This is a genomic window from Mesorhizobium sp. 113-3-9, assembly GCF_016756515.1.
Lineage (GTDB): Bacteria > Pseudomonadota > Alphaproteobacteria > Rhizobiales > Rhizobiaceae > Mesorhizobium.
In genome coordinates this window covers 4,598,397-4,619,979 of sequence record NZ_AP023246.1, presented here as the reverse complement: position 1 = coordinate 4,619,979, position 21,583 = coordinate 4,598,397, and the positions used below count along the sequence as shown (strand labels likewise).

General features: G+C 58.1%; 23 protein-coding genes and 1 pseudogene. 16 read left to right on the top strand and 8 right to left on the bottom strand.

The window, feature by feature from the left end; genetic code table 11:
• Window positions 1-53 precede the first annotated feature (53 nt).
• Together MesoLj_RS22495 and MesoLj_RS22490 are read left to right on the top strand one after the other, a co-directional pair.
• Window positions 54-932 (top strand): cytochrome c oxidase assembly protein, encoded by an 879-nt coding sequence (locus MesoLj_RS22495; RefSeq protein ID WP_446720252.1) that lies wholly within the window; start codon window positions 54-56, stop codon window positions 930-932.
• Window positions 925-1,341, top strand: coding sequence for a c-type cytochrome (locus MesoLj_RS22490; protein WP_202322581.1), 417 nt, complete (start codon window positions 925-927; stop codon window positions 1,339-1,341). The genes MesoLj_RS22495 and MesoLj_RS22490 overlap by 8 nt, the downstream gene beginning before the upstream one ends.
• Before the next feature lie 2 nt (window positions 1,342-1,343).
• Here MesoLj_RS22490 and MesoLj_RS22485 read toward each other — a convergent pair whose 3' ends face one another.
• From MesoLj_RS22485 to MesoLj_RS22475, 3 genes and pseudogenes are all read right to left on the bottom strand, one after another.
• On the bottom strand, window positions 1,344-2,264 hold the full coding sequence (locus tag MesoLj_RS22485; RefSeq protein WP_202322579.1) for a c-type cytochrome: 921 nt from the start codon (window positions 2,262-2,264) through the stop codon (window positions 1,344-1,346).
• A 33-nt stretch (window positions 2,265-2,297) separates the two neighbouring features.
• Window positions 2,298-3,191, bottom strand: coding sequence for an SDR family oxidoreductase (locus MesoLj_RS22480; RefSeq protein WP_202322577.1), 894 nt, complete (start codon window positions 3,189-3,191; stop codon window positions 2,298-2,300).
• A 361-nt stretch (window positions 3,192-3,552) separates the two neighbouring features.
• Window positions 3,553-4,702: pseudogene (locus tag MesoLj_RS22475) on the bottom strand (zinc-dependent alcohol dehydrogenase).
• 255 nt (window positions 4,703-4,957) lie between these two features.
• On the opposite strand from MesoLj_RS22475, the gene MesoLj_RS22470 reads away from it, so the two are divergent.
• From MesoLj_RS22470 to xth, 5 genes are all read left to right on the top strand, one after another.
• Window positions 4,958-5,698 (top strand): DUF4142 domain-containing protein, encoded by a 741-nt coding sequence (locus MesoLj_RS22470; protein ID WP_202322575.1) that lies wholly within the window; start codon window positions 4,958-4,960, stop codon window positions 5,696-5,698.
• A gap of 21 nt (window positions 5,699-5,719) precedes the next feature.
• Window positions 5,720-6,316 (top strand): general stress protein, encoded by a 597-nt coding sequence (locus MesoLj_RS22465; RefSeq protein WP_202322574.1) that lies wholly within the window; start codon window positions 5,720-5,722, stop codon window positions 6,314-6,316.
• A gap of 654 nt (window positions 6,317-6,970) precedes the next feature.
• Complete coding sequence (locus MesoLj_RS22460) at window positions 6,971-7,162, top strand: DUF3606 domain-containing protein (RefSeq protein ID WP_202322573.1); 192 nt, start codon at window positions 6,971-6,973, stop codon at window positions 7,160-7,162.
• A 480-nt stretch (window positions 7,163-7,642) separates the two neighbouring features.
• Window positions 7,643-7,939 carry a SemiSWEET family sugar transporter gene (locus tag MesoLj_RS22455; RefSeq protein WP_202322572.1) on the top strand — a complete coding sequence of 99 codons (297 nt, stop codon included), beginning with the start codon at window positions 7,643-7,645 and terminating at the stop codon, window positions 7,937-7,939.
• A gap of 37 nt (window positions 7,940-7,976) precedes the next feature.
• Window positions 7,977-8,771, top strand: a complete 795-nt coding sequence (gene xth / locus MesoLj_RS22450) for an exodeoxyribonuclease III (protein WP_202322571.1) — start codon at window positions 7,977-7,979, stop codon at window positions 8,769-8,771.
• Window positions 8,772-9,009: 238 nt separating this feature from the next.
• Here the strand turns inward: xth and MesoLj_RS36880 are convergent, their stop codons facing one another.
• Window positions 9,010-9,258: a DUF6894 family protein gene (locus MesoLj_RS36880; RefSeq protein ID WP_446720251.1), complete on the bottom strand. Its 249-nt coding sequence runs from the start codon at window positions 9,256-9,258 to the stop codon at window positions 9,010-9,012.
• A 184-nt stretch (window positions 9,259-9,442) separates the two neighbouring features.
• On the opposite strand from MesoLj_RS36880, the gene MesoLj_RS22445 reads away from it, so the two are divergent.
• The 4 genes from MesoLj_RS22445 (at window position 9,443) to MesoLj_RS22430 (ending at window position 13,298) form a co-directional block, all read left to right on the top strand.
• Window positions 9,443-9,634: a hypothetical protein gene (locus tag MesoLj_RS22445; protein WP_202327616.1), complete on the top strand. Its 192-nt coding sequence runs from the start codon at window positions 9,443-9,445 to the stop codon at window positions 9,632-9,634.
• A gap of 1,457 nt (window positions 9,635-11,091) precedes the next feature.
• Window positions 11,092-11,433, top strand: a complete 342-nt coding sequence (locus tag MesoLj_RS22440; RefSeq protein ID WP_202322570.1) for a hypothetical protein — start codon at window positions 11,092-11,094, stop codon at window positions 11,431-11,433.
• 884 nt (window positions 11,434-12,317) lie between these two features.
• Window positions 12,318-12,506, top strand: a complete 189-nt coding sequence (locus MesoLj_RS22435) for a hypothetical protein (RefSeq protein WP_244735138.1) — start codon at window positions 12,318-12,320, stop codon at window positions 12,504-12,506.
• 123 nt (window positions 12,507-12,629) lie between these two features.
• Window positions 12,630-13,298, top strand: a complete 669-nt coding sequence (locus MesoLj_RS22430; protein WP_202322569.1) for a methyltransferase domain-containing protein — start codon at window positions 12,630-12,632, stop codon at window positions 13,296-13,298.
• Between the two features lie 27 nt (window positions 13,299-13,325).
• Here the strand turns inward: MesoLj_RS22430 and MesoLj_RS22425 are convergent, their stop codons facing one another.
• Window positions 13,326-14,522 (bottom strand): glycosyltransferase family 4 protein, encoded by a 1,197-nt coding sequence (locus MesoLj_RS22425; RefSeq protein ID WP_202322567.1) that lies wholly within the window; start codon window positions 14,520-14,522, stop codon window positions 13,326-13,328.
• Window positions 14,522-15,346 (bottom strand): amidohydrolase family protein, encoded by an 825-nt coding sequence (locus MesoLj_RS22420; RefSeq protein WP_202322565.1) that lies wholly within the window; start codon window positions 15,344-15,346, stop codon window positions 14,522-14,524. The genes MesoLj_RS22425 and MesoLj_RS22420 overlap by 1 nt, the downstream gene beginning before the upstream one ends.
• Before the next feature lie 171 nt (window positions 15,347-15,517).
• On the opposite strand from MesoLj_RS22420, the gene MesoLj_RS22415 reads away from it, so the two are divergent.
• The 4 genes from MesoLj_RS22415 (at window position 15,518) to MesoLj_RS22400 (ending at window position 19,450) form a co-directional block, all read left to right on the top strand.
• A complete protein-coding gene (locus MesoLj_RS22415; protein ID WP_244735137.1) occupies window positions 15,518-16,684 on the top strand; it encodes a glycosyltransferase family 1 protein in 1,167 nt (388 codons plus the stop codon).
• Complete coding sequence (gene glf, locus MesoLj_RS22410; protein ID WP_202322563.1) at window positions 16,677-17,807, top strand: UDP-galactopyranose mutase; 1,131 nt, start codon at window positions 16,677-16,679, stop codon at window positions 17,805-17,807. The genes MesoLj_RS22415 and glf overlap by 8 nt, the downstream gene beginning before the upstream one ends.
• 123 nt (window positions 17,808-17,930) lie before the next feature.
• Window positions 17,931-18,905 (top strand): hypothetical protein, encoded by a 975-nt coding sequence (locus tag MesoLj_RS22405; protein ID WP_202322560.1) that lies wholly within the window; start codon window positions 17,931-17,933, stop codon window positions 18,903-18,905.
• The gene (locus MesoLj_RS22400; protein WP_202322558.1) at window positions 18,905-19,450 is read left to right on the top strand and encodes a hypothetical protein; all 546 of its coding nucleotides are present in this window, start codon (window positions 18,905-18,907) and stop codon (window positions 19,448-19,450) included. The genes MesoLj_RS22405 and MesoLj_RS22400 overlap by 1 nt, the downstream gene beginning before the upstream one ends.
• Window positions 19,451-19,540: 90 nt before the next feature.
• Here MesoLj_RS22400 and MesoLj_RS22395 read toward each other — a convergent pair whose 3' ends face one another.
• Window positions 19,541-20,044 (bottom strand): YciE/YciF ferroxidase family protein, encoded by a 504-nt coding sequence (locus MesoLj_RS22395; RefSeq protein WP_202322557.1) that lies wholly within the window; start codon window positions 20,042-20,044, stop codon window positions 19,541-19,543.
• A gap of 136 nt (window positions 20,045-20,180) precedes the next feature.
• Complete coding sequence (locus MesoLj_RS22390) at window positions 20,181-20,900, bottom strand: Crp/Fnr family transcriptional regulator (RefSeq protein ID WP_202327416.1); 720 nt, start codon at window positions 20,898-20,900, stop codon at window positions 20,181-20,183.
• A gap of 174 nt (window positions 20,901-21,074) precedes the next feature.
• On the opposite strand from MesoLj_RS22390, the gene MesoLj_RS22385 reads away from it, so the two are divergent.
• Window positions 21,075-21,311, top strand: coding sequence for a DUF6894 family protein (locus tag MesoLj_RS22385; RefSeq protein WP_057143665.1), 237 nt, complete (start codon window positions 21,075-21,077; stop codon window positions 21,309-21,311).
• The last annotated feature ends 272 nt before the right edge of the window (window positions 21,312-21,583 follow it).

The window sequence follows — 21,583 nt, the reverse complement described above, 5'->3', positions numbered from 1 at the left end:
GCATTTGTCTTTGCCCTGTTGTTGCAGGAGGCAGCCACGATGCTGCTGGACGCATGCCAACGCTGATCTGCGCCCTGATCTGGGGTATGATGGCCTGGCCGGCCATGGCGCATGGCGATGAAGCGCATGGCTTGGAGCCGGCCTGGACTTTCGATCCGTGGATTGTGGTGCCACTCGGGATGATGGCCGTACTTTATTGCGTGGGAGCGGCAAGGCTGGCCCGACGCACAAGGCGGCCCGGGGGCATGCACCGCCGCATCTGCCTTTACAGCGCTGGAACGCTCACCCTGGCTGGTGCGCTGCTGTCCCCTCTTCACTGGCTTGGCGAACACCTCTTTACCTTTCATATGATCGAGCACGAGATCGTCATGGCTGTATCGGCCCCTTTGATCGTGTTGGCGCGGCCGATTGGAATCCTGCTTTGGGGATTGCCCGCCAGGGCCCGTATGGCGGCGGGAATGCTGATGCGGGCGCCTCTATTGCGCGGGCCGTGGGACAGGGGCACAAGCGCGACCTGCGCAACCATCTTGCATGGCGTTGCAATCTGGGCCTGGCACGTGCCGATAGTCTTCGACGCCGCCGTGACAAACCCCGCAGTGCATCGCTTTCAGCACCTCACTTTCTTCGCCACGGCGATCTTGTTCTGGTGGGCGCTTGTTTGGCGAAGTGATTACGGCTCGGCTGCCTGGCATCTGTTTTTCACTATGATCCACACGAGCGTTCTGGGCGCATTGATGGCTCTCGCTCCCCGCGTCTTGTACGTCGCGCAGACGCAAGCCGCGATGGCCTGGGGCTTGACGCCGCTTGAGGACCAACAACTAGCAGGCATGATCATGTGGGTCCCAGCCGGCACCATCTATGCAGGCGCGGCATTGACGATGCTGGCGCTTTGGATCAGAGGCTCGAGCGAGAGAAAGGCGCAGAATGTCTAGTCCGCTCGCTTCGGTCCCCGGCCGGGCCGCCTTGGCTACGGTGCTTGTTGTCGTGGCTTCCGCCGCGTTTGTGACGACCACTTTCGTGCGTGACAAGCACACCAAAGCCTCCATCGCCAGGATGATGACCGGGGGCGATCCCGGTCGAGCGCCGGCGATCTTTCGTCGCTATGGCTGCGCCGGATGCCACACAATCTCCGGGATTCCTGGGGCGGACGGCCAGGCTGGGGCGCCACTGGCGGAGCTGTCGAAGCGTGTCTATATCGCGGGTGTCCTGGAAAACCGTCCGGCCAATCTCGTAGCCTGGATCGTTTCGCCGCAGCGCTTCTCCCCGCAGACCGCCATGCCGCAATCGGGGATTTCTGAACAAGAAGCGCGGGATCTTGCAGCTTATCTTTATGCCCAATGAACCTATGGGTGTGGAGTCGCGACCGGCGGAAGCGCTTTGATGTAGTGGGCGATCGCCTCGCGGTCGCCCTCAGGCAGCATGGCGGTATTCGTCACCACGTCGGCCATCGACGATCCCACCCGGCCGTGGTTGGGCGTCTCTCCGGTTCTAAGCATCGTGGCAATATCGGTCTCGGTCCAAGCCCCCAATCGTTCCTGCGTAATGTTGGGCACGAACCCGGTGCCTTGCGGGTCGATGCCGCCGGCAAACAGCGTTTCGGATCGGATTGCTCCAAACGCATTTCGGCTGGAGTGGCATTCCGCGCAATGAGAAACGGTTTCGACGAGGTATGCGCCGCGATCAGGCATCGTTTTGCCGTCTGCGTTCGCAGCCGACCGGCCCTGGCGGAAAAAAATCAGCTTCCAAAATCCGACGGACCGGCGAATGCTGAACAGGATTGCGGGATCGTGCGGCGGCACACGTCCAGACACTTTTGGCAGCGTCATGAGATAGGCGTAGACATCGTTGATGTCGGCGACGGTCATGCCGGTGAAGCTGGTGTAGGGGAAGGACGGGTAATAGTGTTCGCGCCTGGGAGACACTCCACCGATCAGCGCATTTGCCAGATCGGCGGCTCTCCATCTGCCGATGCCGTCAACAGGATCAGGGGAAATGTTGGGCGGCCTGAAAGTGCCGAACGGCGACCCGAGCGCCATCCCACCGCCCAGTTGTAGTCGATCTGACTGTCCGGGGGTAGCGTGGCAGGAGGCGCAGTCCCCCGCCGCGAAGACCAGCTTGCCGCGGCCCACATCCCCTTTCACTTCGAATCGCGGATCGTCTGGCGAGAACGGCGGGTGAGCCGAGGTCACCAAGAAAGCGGCGATCGCAGCAGCCGCTGCGGTCAGGAGAATGGCGACAGCAACTTTGTATACGATGCGCCGCATGGCGTCCTTGAAGCTCGATGTCTCAATATAGGGTCACGCGATTCCCTTGCCGCCAGTGACGCCATAAACTTCGCCATTTATGAAACTGGCTTCCCGCGAGGCCAGCAGCACATAGACGGGCGCTAGCTCGACTGGCTGTCCAGGACGGCCGAAATCGCTGTCCTCGCCAAAATGCTCGACCTTTTCATCCGGCTGACCACCGCTTGGCTGCAGTACGGTCCAGACAGGTCCGGGAGCCACGACATTGGCCCGAATGCCCCGCTTGATCAATTGCTTGGCGAGTGCCTTGGTATAAGCGACAATGCCGGCTTTGGTGGTGGCATAGTCGAGTAGGATCGCCGAAGGATCGTAGGCCTGGATCGACGCTGTGGTGATGACGGAGGCGCCGGCAGGGAGATGCGGCGCGGCTGCTTGAGCGATCCAATGAAGCGCGTACAGATTCGTTTTCATGGTCTTGTCGAAATCGTCTGTCGTCAACTCATCAATGCTCTCGCGATATTGCTGCCTCCCGGCATTGATCACAAGCAGATCGAGGCCACCGAGGGAGGAGACAGCTTTGTCTACCAAACCCCGACACCAAGCCTCATCCTTGATGTCACCAGGCAGCGCCAGCGCCTTCCTGCCCGCGGTTTCGATAAGGTCGATGACCTCCTTGGCGTCCGCTTCCTCTTCCGCAAGGTAAGAAATGGCTACGTCCGCCCCTTCCCGCGCAAAGGCTATAGCGACGGCCCTCCCTATCCCGGAATCGCCCCCTGTCACGAGCGCCTTGCGCCCAGCTAGCTTACCAGAGCCCCGATAGCTTTCCTCGCCGTGGTCCGGCACCGGGTCCATATTTCCGGCAAGGCCAGGCATGGCCTGCGGCTGTTTTGGAAAAGGCGGCACCGGGTACTCCTGACGCGGATCCCGAAGTAATGCACGATCATTCACCGTGAAGCCTCCATATCCTCGTTGACCTTGCCGCAACGCGAGGAGAAACCCTTTGTTCCGCTGAGAGCCTGGTTAGAAATCAGTCGCCGCGCAGCAGAAGTCATCTCCCGCCCAATAGTTGCGTCGGCCTCGGCACGCGACAAAGCCGCAACGGTCGACATCACCTGGCGTGGCATCATTCGCTTCGGTCTACTGCGCAAAGGAACACACAAAGTTGCTGCATGTCGTAATATGGCAGGAAGCTTCATCTCGGGCAGTTCGCACCCATGCAAGATGGAATTCCCCCGCCGCAGCCCTCAACGTGGCGCAATCGAAGTAAGTTTCCATCGAATTGAAGGCGATTGCGGGCAGGTGATTGAGCCTACGGTCTGATGACGACCTTGATGCAACCATCCTTCTTGTCGCGGAAGGTCTTGTAAGCCTCCGGTCCTTCTCCGAGCCCAATGCGGTGGGTAATCAGAAAGGACGGGTCGATTTTTCCGTCCTCAATGAGCTTCATCAACGGCTCCAAGTAGCGCTGGACATGTGTTTGGCCCGTTTTCATTGCCAGCCCTTTGCCGACGAACATTCCCATGGGCACAGTAACGCTTCCAACGAACACCCCCGGCAACGAGACAGTGCCGCCCGGTCGGCAGGCCATCAGCGCCTGTTGCAGCGCATAAGGCCTCTCCATCGCCGTAAGGTCCGTTTGCAAGGTCTCCATGACGCCACCGGGGCCGTGGCTCTCCATGCCGACCGCTTCGATGACAGAATCCGGCCCTTTACCGCCTGTCATAGCCAGGATCTGCTTTTGCAGATCTTCGCCGTCATATCTCAGCGTTTCCGCGCCCGACGCTTGCGCAAGCGCGAGCCGTTCGGGGACGATGTCCAGCGCGATGACCCGGCCCGCGCCTAGGAGAAAGGCTGACTTGATTGCGAACTGGCCAACTGGTCCGCAGCCGAAGACCAGCACTGTATCACCGGATTGAATGTGGCAGTTTTCCGCCGCCTGATACCCGGTGGGAAAAATATCGGAGAGAAACAGTACCTGCTCGTCCGTCAGGCGATCTGGCACCTTGATAGGGCCAACGTCGGCATAGGGTACGCGCAGGAATTCTGCCTGGCCACCCGCGAAGCCGCCATACATGTGAGAATAGCCAAACAGCCCAGCAGTTGGATACCCCATCTGCATGGCTTGCTTGGCGCCGGCTGGGTTCGATCTCTCGCAGAGCGAAAACAGCTGCCACTTGCACATCCGGCACTCGCCGCAGGCGATCGTAAACGGCACCACGACGCGCTCGCCCATCTTGAACTTGGAGTGACCCTTCCCGACTTCAACGACCTCGCCCATGGTCTCGTGCCCAAGCACGTCATGGGCGTGCATTTCTGGACAAATCCTCCCATCAGATGAAGGTTTGACCCGCAGATCGCACAAGCCGTATTGATAATAATATCGCGGTCGTCTCAATGATCGGGTCATCCACCTGCTCGCACCATATGTCACTTTTGCCGTGCCAGGTGAGCGCCTTCATTGTCATTCTCCGTTGGTTGTGCGTCGGCTAACCTGCCGCTTGACAAAATGTTCCTGATCCAGCGCGAACCTTTGCTAGGTTTGATATTCACACCGCAAACAACCAATGAACTCGCCCGCAAAACTTTTTCGCCTGCTTCAACGCATGTGAACGACGAACAGCGCCGTCAGTGAATTTGGTAGCTTCGTATTTGCCTGGGAACAAACACGCCGCGAGCAGGTTTGGATTCACCAATCTCAACTGAGGAACATCACCATGAGAAACAGTCTTCGTCTGGCGTCGCTATCGTTAGCCGCGTCGGTGGTATTTGCTTGGCCATCGCTCGCTGCCGAGACCGCCCAGGATTTCGTCACCAAGGCCGCGATCGGCGGAATGTTCGAAGTCCAGTCGAGCAAGGTCGCCCAAGACAAGCTGCAGGACCAAGGCCTAAAGGACTTCGCCCAGAAGATGATCTCCGATCATGGCGCCGCCAATGCGAAGCTTGAAAGCATCGCCGGCGAACAGAAGCTGAAGGTGCCCGCCGACCTCGATGCTGCACACAAAAGCGATGTCGACAAGCTGCAGGCGGGTGCGGCGCCAGTAGACGCATCTTATGCAGACATGCAGAAGGCGGCCCATGCCGATGCGGTCAGCCTCTTCGAGGCCTATGCCAAGGACGGCGACAACGCCGCCCTGAAATCTTTTGCGGCTGACACGCTGCCCACACTCAAGATGCATCAGGACATGATTCAGAAGGTTGCAACGACGGCGCCTGCTTCTGACGGCAGCACACCGGCTGTCACCAGCGGCGCCACCAATCCGGCAGCTCCAGTCCCCGGCGCCAACAGTTTTACCGAAGCCCAGGCCAAGAGCGCGATCGAAAAGGCGGGTTATGCCGACGTCTCTGCCCTGACAAAGGATGACAACGGCATCTGGCGCGGAACAGCGAGCAAGGACGGGAAGTCGACGCCGATCGCGCTCGATTACCAAGGCAACGTTGTTGCCGGCACCAAGTGAATAGAAAGCGAGGAGAACCAGATGAAAACCGTAACCGGACTGTTCGACAATTATGACGATGCCAATGACGCCGTAGGCGAACTCGTGGCCACCGGCGTCCCGCGCGATGACATCAGCATTGTGGCCAACAATGCGACCGGCTGGCACAAGGATGAGGAGACCGACGCTGGCGAGGACGCGGCCACTGGCGCTGGCGTGGGCGCCGTCATTGGCGGCGCCGGCGGCCTGGCAACAGGCCTCGGTCTGATGGCCATTCCTGGGGTAGGACCTGTGGTTGCAGCCGGGTGGTTGGCTGCCACTGCTGTCGGCGCGGTTGGCGGGGCCGTGGTCGGTGGTGCAGCAGGGGGCATCATCGGCGCCATGACAAACGCCGGCGTTCCTGAAAACGACGCTCATGTCTATGCCGAAGGCGTTCGTCGCGGCGGGACGATGGTCACGGCCAAGGTCGACGATAATCTTGCGCCGAATGCCGAACAAATCCTCAAGCAATACAATTCGGTCGACGTCGCTGGCAGACGCAATGAATACGAGGCTGGCGGCTGGACCGGTTTCGACCCGAACGCCGACGTCTATAGCGGAGAAGACCTACAGCGGGCTCGACGTGGACGCGATCTTTGATGTGACACTCGCAAGGCGGCCAAGGCCGCCTTGCTCCTTTTCAGATCCGCTCATCGCTCATCAGCGGGAGCCGAGCCCCTCGCCAGATTTTGAGGTCAGGCGCCCAAAATCGAAACCGCGCTTCGTAACGTTCGTTGCTGTTCGCTGGCTGGAGCAGGATTCAATTCTATGAGCGTAAACAAGTCGAACGATTCAAGTCGCGTCGTAAAAGGGAAAGAGCTTGAGATCGACCATCTTACACAGGTCGCATCGATAACACCGAGGCAGGCACGCAGGCTCCTTCAAAAGCACGGCGCCGACTGGCCCAAACTCAAGCGGGAAGCTGAAGCACTAAAACCGAAGACTGACGATATTTAACGTGTGGCAGCCGCGTCAGTCCAACACCGCCGATAAGATGGAAAATCGCCTTGGCCTCGCCCGGCTTTAGCTTCTGGATACGTCCGCCAGGTTCGACGATATCTTGTATATATGTGTCGCGCTTCCACGTCTCGACAAGATGCGCCCCAAGAGCCCGGCGGATGTCATGATATGAGTTGCCTCACGAATTCGGGATGCAAGTCAGCGTCAAAAAATTTGCTAGCCCGCCAATGAGATAGGTTGAAACAAATCGCATCGAATGGCGTTTCCGTCGATCGCTTTGTATGGAGAAACAAAATGGCTGATGATAAGAGCAAACGAGACTTTCGCGACCGCGATCGTGTATCGGCTGACGAGGACTATGAGGTCGAATATTTCGCAAGCAAGACAGGCATCACCCCCCAGCAAGTGAGGGAACTCATCGCAAGGCACGGCAACAGCCGTGAGACACTGGAAAGGGAAGCACTGGCGCTGAGAGGCCGAGCCTGATGAGGTAGGTGTTGAATCCTGTCGGTTGCGGCGCGTATTTGTGCCGCCCGATCGATCCCAAAAATTGGCTTGTGAGGGATACTCGGCCTCGCCGCGTCCTTTTGTTAATTTTTTCTATTGGGACGTTCGCTAAACTCTAGGTGCGGGGGGCAAGCTGATGGAAAGCTTTCGGGTCGAATTGATGAATGGCAAAAAGGTCGTGCGGAGCCTTTCAGTTGCGGCGCAAAGCCATGTGCACGCGGTGGTTGAGACCGTCCCTAAGCCTATGATGCCCGGGAAAGCATCCGGAAAACCGTGGATTAGGGTAAGACCTGCTGCGGGCGGAAAAACGAGCGCGTTTCACGTTATTGAGCAGGCGGAAAAGTAACCGAAAACCCCATTCCCGGGAATGGGTCTGCACCTTAGGCGGGAAGCTCGGACGCCTGCTTGCGCGACAGCTGGCACGCATGTCCGAAGACCAGCTTCATTAGGGCGGCACGCATGAACGCAGTCACGCTTATAGGTTACCTCGCAACTGTCTGCTCCATGACCAGCTTTACACCACAGGCTTGGAAGATCATCAAAACGCGAGACACAGGCGGGATCTCCGCGCCGATGTATGGAATCACCGTTTTGGGTTTTGCGTTGTGGTTGGCTTTTGGCATGATGAAGCTGGAATGGCCCATAATCATAACCAACGGCGTCTGCCTTTTGCTGTCAGCCTTCATCTTTACGATGACGGTTCTACCTCGCGATGAGAAGGATGCAGTCGCCGACGTTCTTGATCCGGATCATTAACGCGCATCCAGAACGCACAGCGCAATAAGAGGTCCGCATGACCCGTATTGCAACTTTCAATGTAAACGGCGTCAACGGTCGACTGCCAGTACTTCTCAGATGGCTGGATGAAGCCAAGTGCGACATCGTTTGCCTTCAGGAACTCAAAACATCTGACGAAAAGTTTCCGTTGGATGCGATCAGCAACGCTGGATATGGCGCTATCTGGCACGGCCAGAAGTCCTATAACGGCGTTGCAATCCTTGCCCGCGGGACGGATCCCGTAGAACGCCGACGCGGTTTGCCTGGCGATCCCGACGATACGCATAGCCGCTACATCGAGGCCGACGTAAATGGGCTTGTGATCGGCTGTCTCTACCTGCCTAATGGCAATCCAGCGCCAGGTCCCAACTTCGATTATAAGCTCGGCTGGTTTGAAAGGCTTATCAGCTACGGTCAGTCTTTGCTTGAAGCCGGCAGGCCAACTGTGCTCTGCGGAGATTACAATGTGGTTCCGACCGCACTCGATGCGGGCGTGCCGAGGCGATGGACCGGCGACGCGGTGTACCTCCCCGAAAGCAGGGACGCCTACAGCCGGATGCTTGCTGAAGGATGGATCGATGCCGTTCGTCACACTCATCCAGGGAACGCCATCTACACCTACTGGAACTTCTCCTATCGAGTCGGATACGACCGGAGTTCAGGACTTCGAATGGACCATCTCCTGGTGAGTCCTTCCCTCTCTTCCCATTTGCGCAGTGCCGGCGTCGATGTGGAGACACGCGGATGGGAGAAACCAAGCGATCACGCGCCGGCCTGGATCGAGATCGATGAGCAGAACGGCCGAAGCTGAACGGTGCGCAATGCTATATGGCATCCGCAAATTCAGCATCAGTTCCCCACTCACTCTCACGACGGGTCAACCGAACATTTCTGGGCTTCAGGTCGCATGGAGGCCCGCAAAGAAGATCGGCGAGCAATGCTAAAGTAAAGGCCCGCACCAGATCAAGCAACAACGACCACCGATATCGGCAGGTGCACACCTCAAGTCGCGACCAGCCTGACAACGTTACGTCCTTGCGGTCGCCGGGTTAATGGCTTGCCATGGAAGGATGGCCCGGTGCATCCCTCCATTCAAGCGTGATGGTGAGGTGCAGATGGTGTCGGCCTGCTTCATCACAAACGTTGAATTCGAAGGCACGCTTGGTGCCGTCCGGATGTGCTTCCCTCATGATCGCTGCGAGGGCTCGCAGTCCTGCCTCACGCGCGTCGTGGACGTCGACAAGATCGTTTGGATCAGCGATGTCAGCATCCGGTACGTCGAAGAAATATCTCGCCATAGCCGTCTAATTTGCGGGATTGGAAAAGGTTCAATATTCGATTTAAACCGACCGGACGCGCGAGCGATCCAATAGTGCATCGCTGTGGAAGAACAATTGAAACGGCGATGCCACTTCTTCGCATGTCGGAAGTTGTCATGCTGGTCCTGCGATTGACCGGATCGAAAAATGCTGAGGTGAGGCGATGAGTGAGGCTCGTCGGAGCGAGGTGAAGCGGATCGACGAGTTGGCAGAAGGCGCCACTGCCGACTTTCTCCGCCGCTCGTCGCTCACATATCTTGAATGTTGCATCGCGGTAATGCTTACCCATCTCGATCATGAGGAGGTGGCGGAAATCCTCGAAAGAGAAGCGAAAGACCTGCGGGAGTTCGGGTGACGGCGCCGGTGGAGATCAGCTCGATGCCGAGCGGGAGCCAGTTTCCGGTACATCCAGATGCTGGCCTTTAACGCGCGAGCCGAGCCATCAAATTCCATCGCAAATCCAGCATCGACAGCAATCAGCGCGATGAGATCGTCACCTCCCGATCGGTATGTTGGTCAAGCAGCAACGTCTTCCTTAGACTGTCGAGGACGTTGGCTCTGCGCGCGCAGACTTTTTGAGCCCGAAGCCCTTGCTACATCAAACGCGATTGCCGACTTCGAACCTCCCCTCCCCGGTATCCGCCACGATGGAGGCGATTCCATATTCCGGAAAAGTCACATGTGCGATCTTCTGATCTGCTCGAAACAAATGGTCGCGCACCTCTAATGTACCGTCTATAGGTGCGGTCGCAAAAGCGCATCGTCATCCGCCGACAGCGAAGCCAACAGACGGTTGCGAACGGTCGATTGAGGAGCCTGGCTCATGCTCTTAGCCTCCGGTCTCGGGCAAGAGGACGAGCACCGCTATCTCTCAGCCGCTGGCGCCCGAACAGTCGGCAAGCGATGACTTAATTATCCCGCCACGTCCTAGCCAGCGCAATGGCTAAGAGCATTTTCCGAAGCCACAGGCGACTTGGCTACGACTCCGTACCAACATTTCTTAATGCAGCCGAGTCCCACGAAGATAAGATTCCATTGTCATCTAGAAGTGAGACAACCGGTGGAAAAATCCGAAATGAACGTTCGCTGCGTTGAATTGGTCGAAGGTTACGGCGAATGGCACGTCCGTGTGATCGAGGAAGACCACGAGCACACCCGTTCTTTCGAGATCGAATCGTTTGCCTTGGCCTACGCGGAGGGCCAACGGCGGAGGTTAGCACTCGCAGATTTTACGCGGATATAGACTCGATGAGCCGATTGGAAAGTCCGCATTGATCTAGACGGCGAAGTTTCCAACAAGCCGGCAAAACAGGAGGCTGCCTTGGCAAAATGTCGAATCGACAAGGAAAAATTTGAACGAGCCGATCGTGAAGCGCGCAAGCTGATCGACGCCGAACGCCAGGCCAGAGATGCCAAGACCGCCCGGCTGAGTAGTTGAGGCTCAGCGCAGGCCAAGACTTGGCTCTTGCCAAAGTATACGCATATTTGCTCGTTTATGAGCGCTTGTGTCCCCACATCTTTGCAATTGGCTGCCTACAGTCTTCCTGAGGCGCATGCGCGTCACATTGGCTTCGGCACTCCAAGCCGATCGGAGACTTGCCGACCCAGGTCCAAGCGACTGGGGCAGTCGCAGAAATCGATGCTTCATTGTCGTTTGTCATGGAACTGTCTCTCACCGGCCGGAACCTTTGAGACCAGTCAAGGTTGAACTGACGTACTACGTTCATCGGCCCTGCCGCTGGCCAAGATGTTCCTCGTCTCGGTCGGCCCGCCGGTCGCAGGCAAGGGCCAGATTTTTTCCCGAGGTGTCCTATGACGAACAACGTTCCCGAGAACCAAGCCCGACAAGGCCCTCTTGGCAGGCCCGTCCTTGTTGTGCTCATAGCCGCGCTGCTGCTAGCCATTGCCGCCTGGGGTGTCGCTGAAATCTATGGGGTGGTCATCAAAGGGCCGTCGACAGACCAGCAAGACAGCCAGACGCATGCGACCACCAGCCCAAATCCGGCATCGACAGATCCCGTTCAATCTCGGTCTGATAGTATCAACAGCCAGCCGATCGACCAAAATCCCAAGGTGGACAAGAATCCAACGCCGCAGTCCAGCACAGGCGGTGACCAGCAAGGGGTGCAGCCGTCACAACCCGCGGCACATTGAGGATTAATCGGGTCCACCGACACCACATAGCGTCGTTAGGTTCTCGTCCGCATTGAATCGGTGCGGGCTCTGATCCGTAGGGATCCGCGCGTCCTAGTCGATGTTTAGGAGGATTATCAACCGGCCTGCCTGCCGCTGTGCGACCGCGTCCTTGAAAGCCGCTGCAGCGGCATCGCACGCCGGCCTGGATGGTCCATAAAGATTGAGGATGATCGCAGCCGACTTCTCGGACAAGCCGTGCTTCGAAGCGAATTCATCTGCGCCGTATTGCCCCGTCCGCTCATGTGACCTTCGGCCCTGCATTGCTCGTTCCTCGATCGCCAAGGTGGATAGGCGATCACAAAATTCGCGCGCATAGCGGCAACGTCAAGACTTTGCGGCCGGCTTTATGCAACGGTAGTTGACCATGACAATCGCTCGCCGTCTATTGAACCGCGAGATCCCGGTTTGCTTAGGCAATTCGCTCAATTGGACACCGTGCCCACCGCTGCGGTGAACGCTTTCCTCAGTGCATCTAGGCCAACAAACTGCCAACAAGGGGCGACGTTACAGACCAACCTTGACGCGTCGAGAGGAGCGTCCAATTCGCACAAACTGCGCGATCTTTTCTTCAGTCGAAAGCAGTCCGTCTTCAGCTATCTGTTGAGCCTTGGTCTCGGCGAACATCATCATACCGAGTGTCCTCAGTGGAGATTATCGGCAACGTGGATCAGCTAAGGACGTTCCACAGCCTCGGCCGCAAATCGAAGTCTTCCAAAAAGCGACGCATCGCGCGACCCTGCTGGTTTGGAACGACATCAAACCTTGAAGTGCTCCCGGAGGGAACAAATCATCTCCCGGAAAATTCCTATTAGGCATATCTGAAACGCTTGAACGAGGAGGAAATGATGGGGTTTTTCGGGAAGTATTTTTCCGGCCTCTTGGGCAAAAAAGAACCGCCAGAAAAGCGCAGCGGCGACATGCGTAAAGCGACCGGCGCTGGTCCCGCTTTGGCAGCTCACTCAAAGGACGTAAAGACAACAGCTCCCAGCGGTCAAAATGCGACGGCAGCGAGGAAGAAAGCCGATGGCTGATCCAGAAGGCTTCCGCAGAGATGCCTCACCGTTGTGCCAGCGATCTGCCCCCAGGTCGGGTGGCCTGAACGGTGCGACACGGTACGATCCTTGATGCGCTACGCCCCCGCGGTTTAATCACACATGCGAACTATCCCGGCGCCCGGTACGGTGGTCTTTGGAGACCTCGGCGATGTCGAGCCCCTAAGCCGTAAATTTGGCGGCGATCGCGGCACGCCACTCGACCGTTACTACATCGAGAGTTTCCTACAGCGTCATGCGGGGGACATTCGAGGACGCGTCGCGGAGATCGGCGACAATGTCTATACGCACCGTTTTGGTTCGGCACGAGTCGTCACTTCCGACATCATCGACTCACCCGAAAGTGCCAATCCTCAGGCCACGATTTGCATCGATCTCCAGAACGAGAATGAAGTGGAGGCCGGGCGCCTTGACTGCATCATCGTGACCCAGACGCTGCACATGATCTACGACGTACGTGGTGCAATTGCTACGATCCATCGCGCCTTGGCACCAGGTGGCGTCGTGTTGGCGACGGTACCAGGCATCACTCCCATCGACGCGCAGGACGGGCCAGAAAAATGGTTCTGGGCCATGACACAGAGTGCCGCACGACGCCTGTTCGTGGAAAGGTTCGGGGCGGCCGGATTGGAGGTCCAGCAATTCGGCAACGTGCTTGCCGCCACAGCCTTTCTGCAAGGCCTCTCTTTCGAGGAGATCGACCGCGCAAGCCTTGACGTTGTTGATCCGCTCTACCCTGTCATTACCGGGATCAGGGCCACCAAATTCTGATCCTGCTGTGCTCGTGCTATCCTGAGGTCAGGGAACGGAGTGGAGGCGCGCCTTGTCGGTACGAGGTCCCAGCAACTGACGGAAAATATGGCTCGTCATAGTGGCCGACTGTCGGATATCGAAGCTGGATTGCGCCCGCCTCACGCTCGCGCCAGCCATCGACTTTAGCCTGGCGGGATTGGATAGCAGCGAGATTGCCGCCAAGGCAACACCTTCCCAGTCGCCGGGATATTCCGAGACGATGCCGGGCCATTCGGTGGTTCCTATAAGAATCCCGGTCTCCCCCGCAGAGACGATTTCCGGGACGCCGCCGACGCCGATAGCCACGACCGGCACGCCAGATGCCATAGCCTCCAAAATGGTAAGCGGCATCGCGTCAGCGCGCGACGTGTGCAACAGCAAATCTAGGGCCGGATAGATCCGATGGGGTTCGCGCGCGAGCCCGACCATATGGATGCGCGACTCGAGTCCCGCACGACGAATTGTGGCGGTCAGATCCTTTTCCATCGACCCCGTGCCAACCACTGCGAAGTGCACCTCGGGCCGCCTTTGCAGTATGAATTCGGCTGCTTTGAGGAATTTGTCGGGGCCCTTTTCCCAGGCCAGCCTGCCAACGAACCCGACCAACATATCGTCAGGGGCGACGTTGATCGTTTGCCGGAATTCCAAGGGGTCAGCCGACATTGGATGATACATTGCGAGATCGACCCCGTTAGGAACGAGACTTACATTCTCGCGCGACAATCCCACCGCAAGTGCTTGCGACCATGCTTCGCGGCACACCACAATGGTATGGCTCCCGGTTGTGCGCGCCACACTGGTTTCCTGCGGATGCAAGCTCATCCCATGCAGCGTGGCAACTGTCGGCGTCGCACTCAGTCGGCCGGCCATAGCAGCCACGGTATGCGCGTTCATCAGGTGAGCATGGAGCAGGTCGATACCGGTTTCGCGAACGAGCGTGCAGATGAGTTCGATTGTCTTCCAAGGTGGATCGTCACGCAGAGGTGCAATGTAGACGTCCCTGCCCTCAGACCGGAGCAGTGCGGTGTATTGGCTTTCATACGGGCACAGGAGCGAGACTTTGAACTCGTTCGAGGGCAGGTTCGCAGCTAGATTGCGAACGTAATTTTCCATGCCGCCCACAATGGCGTTGCCCAAGACCTCAAGGACGTGCGCGCGCTCATCAGTTTGGCCGCCTGGCAGGACACGTGGGGTCCGGGCCATCAGTTTCCTCCTTGCGACGGGTGCAGCCTCAGCCAATCCATTGCCGTCCCCGACATGATCGCAATTCGGTCATCGGCTGCGACGTCGAGTTGATCTAGAATTGCCGTGACCTCGCCTATTGCCGCGTGGATGTGGGCACCGCTGCACGGCAAGAAACGGTCGCTGCCGAATTGCAGTGAGCGTGGGCCGATCACGTCGATCGCCTTGCGAAAGACCTCGCCGCGGTAGATCGGAGGCGGTCCAAAGGACAGGTCGAAGCGAAACTGGCTGTCCGCTGGCTCGACGCCATTGATCCGATCGATAACGCCAACTGCGTTGGCTTCGTCACACCATGGCCAGCCAAGGTGAGCCAAAGTTACGCGAAGGCCGGGGTGATCGCGAACCGCCTCGTAGAAGGATGGCCGGCAGAACCGGCCAGATCGGCCGTCAATGAATATTCCGCTATGAAACAATATGGGGAGGTCGAGCCTTGCGGCGACCGCGTATACGCGATGAGCGCATTCATCATACGGATACCAGCCGGTGGGAACCATTTTCAGCGCGCGAATGCCGGGAAGTGCAGCTGCCTCCTCAAGATCGTCGGCCGATTGCGGATGGAGCGGATTGACAACCGCGAACCCGATGAGCCGATCCGAGTGGCCTTTGACAAGCTCGGAAAGGTACCGGTTTCCGGCGCGTAGCGACTCGCGGTCATCAAGCGAATAGGGCGGTGTCAGGAACGGCGCCAGCAGGAACGCGATATCCACGCCCGCATCGTCAAGTGACTGCAGTACATCCGCTGTTGTCTCGCGGCCCGACGTATGAAGATGTGCATCGACGATCATTGGCGCCTCCCCGCCGACAACTTACGGAGGCGAGGCCCGTTCCAGCCATAACGAGAAATCGTGGCGCCTTTGATGTTCGGCTAAGAAAGACAAAATTCCGCGTTGCCGTGGAACCCGATCTGCGAACGGAGCTTGATCCACCATAAGCCAACCCTAATGCGGATTGTTTCAATGGATCAGACCGTATCCAACCCCTTGCTCGTGCCTTTTGACAACCCACTCCTGATATGTTTTTCCCACCTGCGGTGGGACTTTGTTTTTCAACGCCCGCAGCATTTGATGACGCGCGCGGCAGCCGACTACGCCGTTGTGTTCTTCGAGGAACCCCTTTTCGACGCTGTTCAGATGCCTCTTCTGCGCCGCAAGGCGGTTGCGCCAGGCCTGGAAGTTGTGACGCCAATACTGCCGCAGTGTCAGTCCGGAATTGAGGTCGACAGAGCTATCGCCATTCTGCTTGAGAATCTCGTCGCAGGCATCGAGCACGACCAGTTGGTGACTTGGTACTACACCCCCATGGCCCTGAAGTTCACCGATGCGCTGCAGGAGGATGTCTGCGTCTATGACTGCATGGACGAACTCTCTGCCTTCAAAAACGCGCCTCCCGAACTCGAGCGACTGGAAGAGCAGCTCTTTGGCAAGGCCGACGTCGTGTTCACCGGTGGAATGAGCCTTTATGAGTCCAAGCGCCGCCGGCATCCCTCCGTCCACGCGTTTCCAAGCAGCATTGACACGGCGCACTTCCATCAGGCGCGCCGGCCTCAGGCAGACCCTGCAGACCAGCAGAGCATTGCGCATCCCCGCGTAGGCTTCTTCGGAGTCATCGACGAGCGGTTCGATATTGACCTCATGGCTCGAACCGCTGCAGCGATGCCTACCGTCCAGTTCGTCACAATCGGTCCAGTGGTCAAGATCGACCCGGCCACGCTGCCCACCGGCTCAAACATTCATTGGTTGGGCGCCAAGCGGTATGCCGAGTTGCCCGGATACATGGCCGGTTGGGACGTAGGGTGGATGCCTTTCGCCTTGAACGATGCGACGCGTTATATCAGTCCGACGAAGACCCCTGAATTCTTAGCCGGCGGACTGCCTGTGGTGTCGACTGCAATCGTTGATGTGGTGGAAACCTACGGCCGTCGCGGATTGGTGGACATTGCTGATGCAGGCTCGATGCCAGCCGCCCTCGATGCCGCTCTGCGCAAGGGCTGTGAAACGGCCAAGGTCGACGCGTTCCTCTCAGGAATGTCTTGGGACACGACCTGGAGCACAATGCACGATTTGCTCAAGCCTGCGAAGGTTTTGCGTCATCAGGCATTCAGGAGCTTGGTGGACCATGTTTGATTGGCTTGTTGTCGGCGCAGGCTTTGCCGGAAGCGTTTTGGCAGAGCGCCTATCCAGTCAGCGCGGAGAGACAGTGATGGTCGTCGACCGTCGCAGTCACATCGGCGGCAACGCTTTCGATTGGTACGATGAAGCCGGTATTCTTGTGCATCGGTATGGGCCGCACATCTTCCACACCAATGCTGAGGCCATTGTCGCCTACCTGTCCCAGTTCACGGCGTGGCGTCCCTATGAGCACCGTGTACTGGCCAAGGTAGACGGTCAGCTTTTGCCAATCCCGATCAATCTGGACACGATCAATCGCCTCTATGGCCTCGACCTGACCTCCGACCAGATGGAGCGGTTTTTGGCCGAACGCAGGGAGAGCGTGGAAGAGATCCGCAGCGCCGAGGACGTGGTCGTGGGAACGGTGGGGCGGGAGCTCTACGAGAAGTTCTTCCAGGGCTACACGAGAAAACAGTGGGGCGTCGACCCCTCGCAACTGAGCAAGTCAGTGACCGCGCGAGTGCCGACACGAACCAATCGTGATGACAGGTATTTCGCCGACACGTTCCAGAGCATGCCGGCGGGCGGGTACACACGCATGTTTCAACGGATGCTGGCCCATCCCAATATCAAGGTGATGCTGCAAACGGACTATCGCGAGGTTCGAGAGGTCATCCCCTATCGCCGCCTCATCTATACCGGTCCAATCGATGAATTCTTCGACTTCAGGCTGGGGAAATTGCCGTACCGATCGTTGCGGTTTGAGCACGTCACACTCGACACGCCACGGTTTCAGCCGGTCGCCGTCGTCAACTACCCGCAGACCGAGGCCTTCACCAGGATCACGGAATACAAGCATATGACGGGACAGCAACATCCGCAAACCAGCCTGACTTACGAATATCCAACGGATGACGGTGATCCTTACTATCCCGTGCCCAGGGCAGAGAACGAGGTGCTTTACAAGCGATATGAGGCACTCGCTGCCCAGCAAACCGATGCGATTTTCGTCGGTCGGCTGGCAACCTACCGCTACTACAATATGGACCAGGTGATTGGTCAGGCGCTGGCCGCGTTCAATCGCATTCAGAAGACGGGCGCGCCGGAGGTATCCCTTGCCAAGGGCGCGGCGGGATAGTCATGGTGGAAGTTTGGGGCGGTATTGAATGCAGCGTGGTTCGTGTCGGTGGCGAGATCCGCGATCAGCTCGCCGAAACCGGTCATTCAAACCGCATCGAGGATTTAGACCTCGTCGCTTCCCTTGGCATCAAAACGCTTCGATATCCTGCGTTGTGGGAAACACGTCGAGGTCGTGGAGGGGCGGGATGACTGGAGCTGGCACGACGAGCGATATCAAAGGATGCGCCGTCTCGGCATCACTCCGATCGCAGCCCTTATCCACCACGGGAGCGGGCCATCCTGGACGTCCATTCTCGCGCCGGATTTTGCAGAACGCCTCGCGGCGTTTGGAGGGCGGCTTGCTCTTCGGTACCCCTGGGTAAAGACTTTCACGCCGATCAACGAACCGATGGCAACCGCCCGTCTAAGCGGCCTTTATGGGTTTTGGCATCCGCACCGCGCTGACGAGCCAAGTTGCCTGCGGCTTCTTGTTGCCCAGTGCCGTGCGATAGCCATGACGATGTCAGCTATCCGAAAGGTCATCCCCGATGCCCGCCTTCTGCAGACCGAGGATTTCGGAAAGATTTTTGCGACGCCAAAGCTGGCATACCAGGCTGAGTACGAGAATGGCCGGCGATGGTTATCGCTGGATTTGCTTTGTGGACATGTCGGTCCGCGTCATCCGTTCCATGAACGCCTCCTCAACGCTGGTGTCGATCCCGACCATCTGGCCGACTTGGCGGCCGCGCCCTGCCCTCCGGACCTGATCGGCGTTGATTACTACCTCACCAGCGACAGGTTCCTCGATCATCGCCTCGAACGGCACCCTCAAGAACCTATCGGTGGCAACGGCATCGAGCCGTATGTCGACATTGCGGCTATCCGCGCTGGCGTGCCGGAGTGCGAACTCGGATTTGCCTCCCGCCTGCGCGAGGTGTGGGGCCGCTACGCCCTGCCGGTTGCAATCGGAGAAGTGCACAATGCCTGCACCCGTGAGAACAGCTCCGCTGGTTCATGGAGGGATGGGACGCCGCAGTCGAATGCGCGGTTGCGGGCATTGACGTACGTGCCGTCACGTCTTGGTCACTGTTCGGCGCCGTGGACTGGAATTCCATGATGATGCGCGACGATGGGTACTACGAATGCGGGGTGTTCGATGTGAGGGCACACCTTCCGCGCAGAACAATTATGGCTGACGCCATATCGGCCTTGGTGAATAAGCAGTCGTTCGGCCATCCCGTGCTTGCCCAGACGGGCTGGTGGCGTGCGCCGCGAAAGAGGTTGGGCAAATCGCCCGCGATCCGGCTCCGAGGATTCGACCGGCGGCTATCGATCCTGGGAGAATGTTGCAGCCGCCGGCGACTTCCAGCCAGGGCTGCACCCCAGCAGCCAGGATCGCCGAATGCATGGGTTGAGCTGAGCGTAGGGGACACCGGAGGCGGCTCCCCAGTTGTCTTGTTTGCCAGCTATTGCCCGGGCAAGACTTTCTCGCTCACGGTGCGTGACGGTGTGGACTGGGTTGCCGCCTGCAACGCATTCCTCGACCTTGTGATCGACGGACTTACCGGGACCTACGAGTTGGTTGCCGCAAATCGCGACAACCAGTACCGGGTCGCCGAACCCCCGGCAGCACATACCTCTGCCACGGCACATCAGCGCTGATCCATCCTGATAATCTTGCCGGCCGGAGCTATTGACCTGCCTGAAAAACGCGGCGGCAGGGAACGGCGATCCGCCGCCGCGCCTAGGATTTTATGCTGCTTGGCGGTTCACGCCGCTTTCGGCCATTTCGGTCAGTTTCTGGTCCGTCGCCCGCTCTTCCTCAAGCGTCTCCGCCAAGATGCTGGCAGAGTCTTCATGTCCCAATTCCTTGGCCCAGGCGATCAGCGTTCCGTAGCGGGTCATCTCGTAGTGTTCGACCGCCTGCGCCGATGCAATCAACGCGGCATCCAGCACCTGTTTGTCATCGACGTCACCGCTCACTTCGTCGGCTTCCTCAAGGATGCCGTCGATGGCCGGGCAATCGACGCCCTTCACGGCTTCGCCATGAATTTCAAATACCTGTTCGAGCCGGACGATATGCTCCCTCGTTTGTTCGAGGTGCTCCTCGAAGCCAGCTTTCAGGTCGGGGTCGGTCGCCTTTTTGACCATCTTGGGTAGTGATTTTTCGATCTGCTGCTCGGCATAGTAGATGTCCTGCAATGTGTGCACGAACAGGTCATTGAGAGTTTTGATGTCCTTGGAGAAAAATCCCATAGCGTTATCCTTCTTCTGTTCGAGTGGCGGTTGACACGCAGAAGCGACGGCGCGCGGGCAACGGTCGGTTCAGCGCGTATCAGGGCTGCAACGTGTAATAAGTGCGACGGTTCCGTCGCTGAGTTGATGGCGCCGGTTAGCGCGGATCTCGCACCATACTTAGGTAGGTCGGATCAAATTCCGCGATCTCCTGCAGGCGCTCCCAGTCGACAATCGTCAACGACTGATCCGCCCAGGTGATGGCGCCGAGCTTGCGAAGTTCGCCCACGATGCGATTCATATGAACGACCGACAGTCCCAACACGTCGGCGAGTTCCGTTTGCGTTATCGGCAGGCGAAAACTCAGGCTAGTTGTGCGATTCACCACCTTCAACCGGACGTAAAGTTCGCAAATGAGATGGGCCAGATGGGAGATTCTCGACCGGCGTCCCATAGCAACGATCCATTCCCGATGGATCGCCCCGTCGACCAGTGTGTCCAACCAGAGAAGGCGCGTAAGATGTGGCGCCGTCTCCGTGATCTTTCGCAGTTGATTATGATCAGCGAAAAGCACACGGCAAGCCGACAAGGCGATAATGCCATGGTCCATGGTTTTGAGCAGGAAAGCGTGAAGGTCGACGAAATCGCCCGGCACCTGAAGCGACGTGAATTGTCGGCCGCCATCCTCCAGCACTTTGTAGCGCGCCGCCAGTCCCTCGACCAACAGGGTACTGTAGGTCGGACGGGATCCGGCAGACACGAGATCCTGGCCGATGGCGAAATCACGTCCGGTTGATATCGCCTGCTTTAGCAAATCCCGTTCGGCATCTGAGACGACATCGTGCTGTTCAAGCTGCAAAAAGAGAGATTCAAGCATCACATGTCTTTTAGATGAGGAGAACCGCCCATCACGCAGGAAGAGCTGCAAGTCCGGCAACTCCAAATGAATTCGCCGGCACAATCTGATGTATTATTTTCCGAAACGCCAGCAGTGAAGGAACCACGATTCATCGAGGAGATTTAGAATCCGATCTCTCGGAGTTGCCTCTCAATGAACCGATATTTTTTCGATGTTTACAACAGTGACGGCCAGGTTCTCGACGACGACGGTCAATTTCTCGAGTCGCGCGACCGCGCCCGAGCGGAGGCTCTGCGAATCCTGCACGACATCGCGCGCGATGAGATGCCTGACCGCGACCTGGTCAAGCTTACAGTGAAGGTCAGGGGTGATGGCGGGGCACAGATGTTCGAAGCGTCGCTCATTCTGACATCGGGCTGGAGTGCTTAGGATCGTGTCACAGTTGCGCCGGGATTTAGCAGCCGCGACGAAGATGGCGGCCATCCGTTCGTGCCAGAGCCTTGCACGATCCAGCACCTGACGGTTCAGGAGTAAAGCGTAGGCTACCGCATGCCAGTCGCCCCTGAGTTGTTCTGAGCATTTCCTTCGGCCATTTTTCGCGGAAAGAATGGACGAAATGGAACTTCATCGCGCTGTCGCAGTTCGGTCACTGATGTAGAAAAAAGAGACACTCATGAGCAAAAAACCGAAAGACGGCCCAC

What these genes read in the sequence shown, in the direction of transcription:
- MesoLj_RS36880 (WP_446720251.1), bottom strand. Translation starts at nt 9,258, where the DNA reads ATGGCGAGATATTTCTTCGACGTACCGGATGCTGACATCGCTGATCCA.
- MesoLj_RS22495 (WP_446720252.1), top strand. Translation starts at nt 54, where the DNA reads ATGCCAACGCTGATCTGCGCCCTGATCTGGGGTATGATGGCCTGGCCG.
- xth (WP_202322571.1), top strand. Translation starts at nt 7,977, where the DNA reads ATGACCCGTATTGCAACTTTCAATGTAAACGGCGTCAACGGTCGACTG.
- MesoLj_RS22425 (WP_202322567.1), bottom strand. Translation starts at nt 14,522, where the DNA reads ATGGCCCGGACCCCACGTGTCCTGCCAGGCGGCCAAACTGATGAGCGC.
- MesoLj_RS22415 (WP_244735137.1), top strand. Translation starts at nt 15,518, where the DNA reads ATGGATCAGACCGTATCCAACCCCTTGCTCGTGCCTTTTGACAACCCA.
- MesoLj_RS22385 (WP_057143665.1), top strand. Translation starts at nt 21,075, where the DNA reads ATGAACCGATATTTTTTCGATGTTTACAACAGTGACGGCCAGGTTCTC.
- MesoLj_RS22490 (WP_202322581.1), top strand. Translation starts at nt 925, where the DNA reads ATGTCTAGTCCGCTCGCTTCGGTCCCCGGCCGGGCCGCCTTGGCTACG.
- MesoLj_RS22445 (WP_202327616.1), top strand. Translation starts at nt 9,443, where the DNA reads ATGAGTGAGGCTCGTCGGAGCGAGGTGAAGCGGATCGACGAGTTGGCA.
- MesoLj_RS22400 (WP_202322558.1), top strand. Translation starts at nt 18,905, where the DNA reads ATGATGCGCGACGATGGGTACTACGAATGCGGGGTGTTCGATGTGAGG.
- MesoLj_RS22435 (WP_244735138.1), top strand. Translation starts at nt 12,318, where the DNA reads ATGATGGGGTTTTTCGGGAAGTATTTTTCCGGCCTCTTGGGCAAAAAA.
- glf (WP_202322563.1), top strand. Translation starts at nt 16,677, where the DNA reads ATGTTTGATTGGCTTGTTGTCGGCGCAGGCTTTGCCGGAAGCGTTTTG.
- MesoLj_RS22485 (WP_202322579.1), bottom strand. Translation starts at nt 2,264, where the DNA reads ATGCGGCGCATCGTATACAAAGTTGCTGTCGCCATTCTCCTGACCGCA.
- MesoLj_RS22430 (WP_202322569.1), top strand. Translation starts at nt 12,630, where the DNA reads ATGCGAACTATCCCGGCGCCCGGTACGGTGGTCTTTGGAGACCTCGGC.
- MesoLj_RS22440 (WP_202322570.1), top strand. Translation starts at nt 11,092, where the DNA reads ATGACGAACAACGTTCCCGAGAACCAAGCCCGACAAGGCCCTCTTGGC.
- MesoLj_RS22465 (WP_202322574.1), top strand. Translation starts at nt 5,720, where the DNA reads ATGAAAACCGTAACCGGACTGTTCGACAATTATGACGATGCCAATGAC.
- MesoLj_RS22470 (WP_202322575.1), top strand. Translation starts at nt 4,958, where the DNA reads ATGAGAAACAGTCTTCGTCTGGCGTCGCTATCGTTAGCCGCGTCGGTG.
- MesoLj_RS22460 (WP_202322573.1), top strand. Translation starts at nt 6,971, where the DNA reads ATGGCTGATGATAAGAGCAAACGAGACTTTCGCGACCGCGATCGTGTA.
- MesoLj_RS22390 (WP_202327416.1), bottom strand. Translation starts at nt 20,900, where the DNA reads ATGCTTGAATCTCTCTTTTTGCAGCTTGAACAGCACGATGTCGTCTCA.
- MesoLj_RS22420 (WP_202322565.1), bottom strand. Translation starts at nt 15,346, where the DNA reads ATGATCGTCGATGCACATCTTCATACGTCGGGCCGCGAGACAACAGCG.
- MesoLj_RS22395 (WP_202322557.1), bottom strand. Translation starts at nt 20,044, where the DNA reads ATGGGATTTTTCTCCAAGGACATCAAAACTCTCAATGACCTGTTCGTG.
- MesoLj_RS22455 (WP_202322572.1), top strand. Translation starts at nt 7,643, where the DNA reads ATGAACGCAGTCACGCTTATAGGTTACCTCGCAACTGTCTGCTCCATG.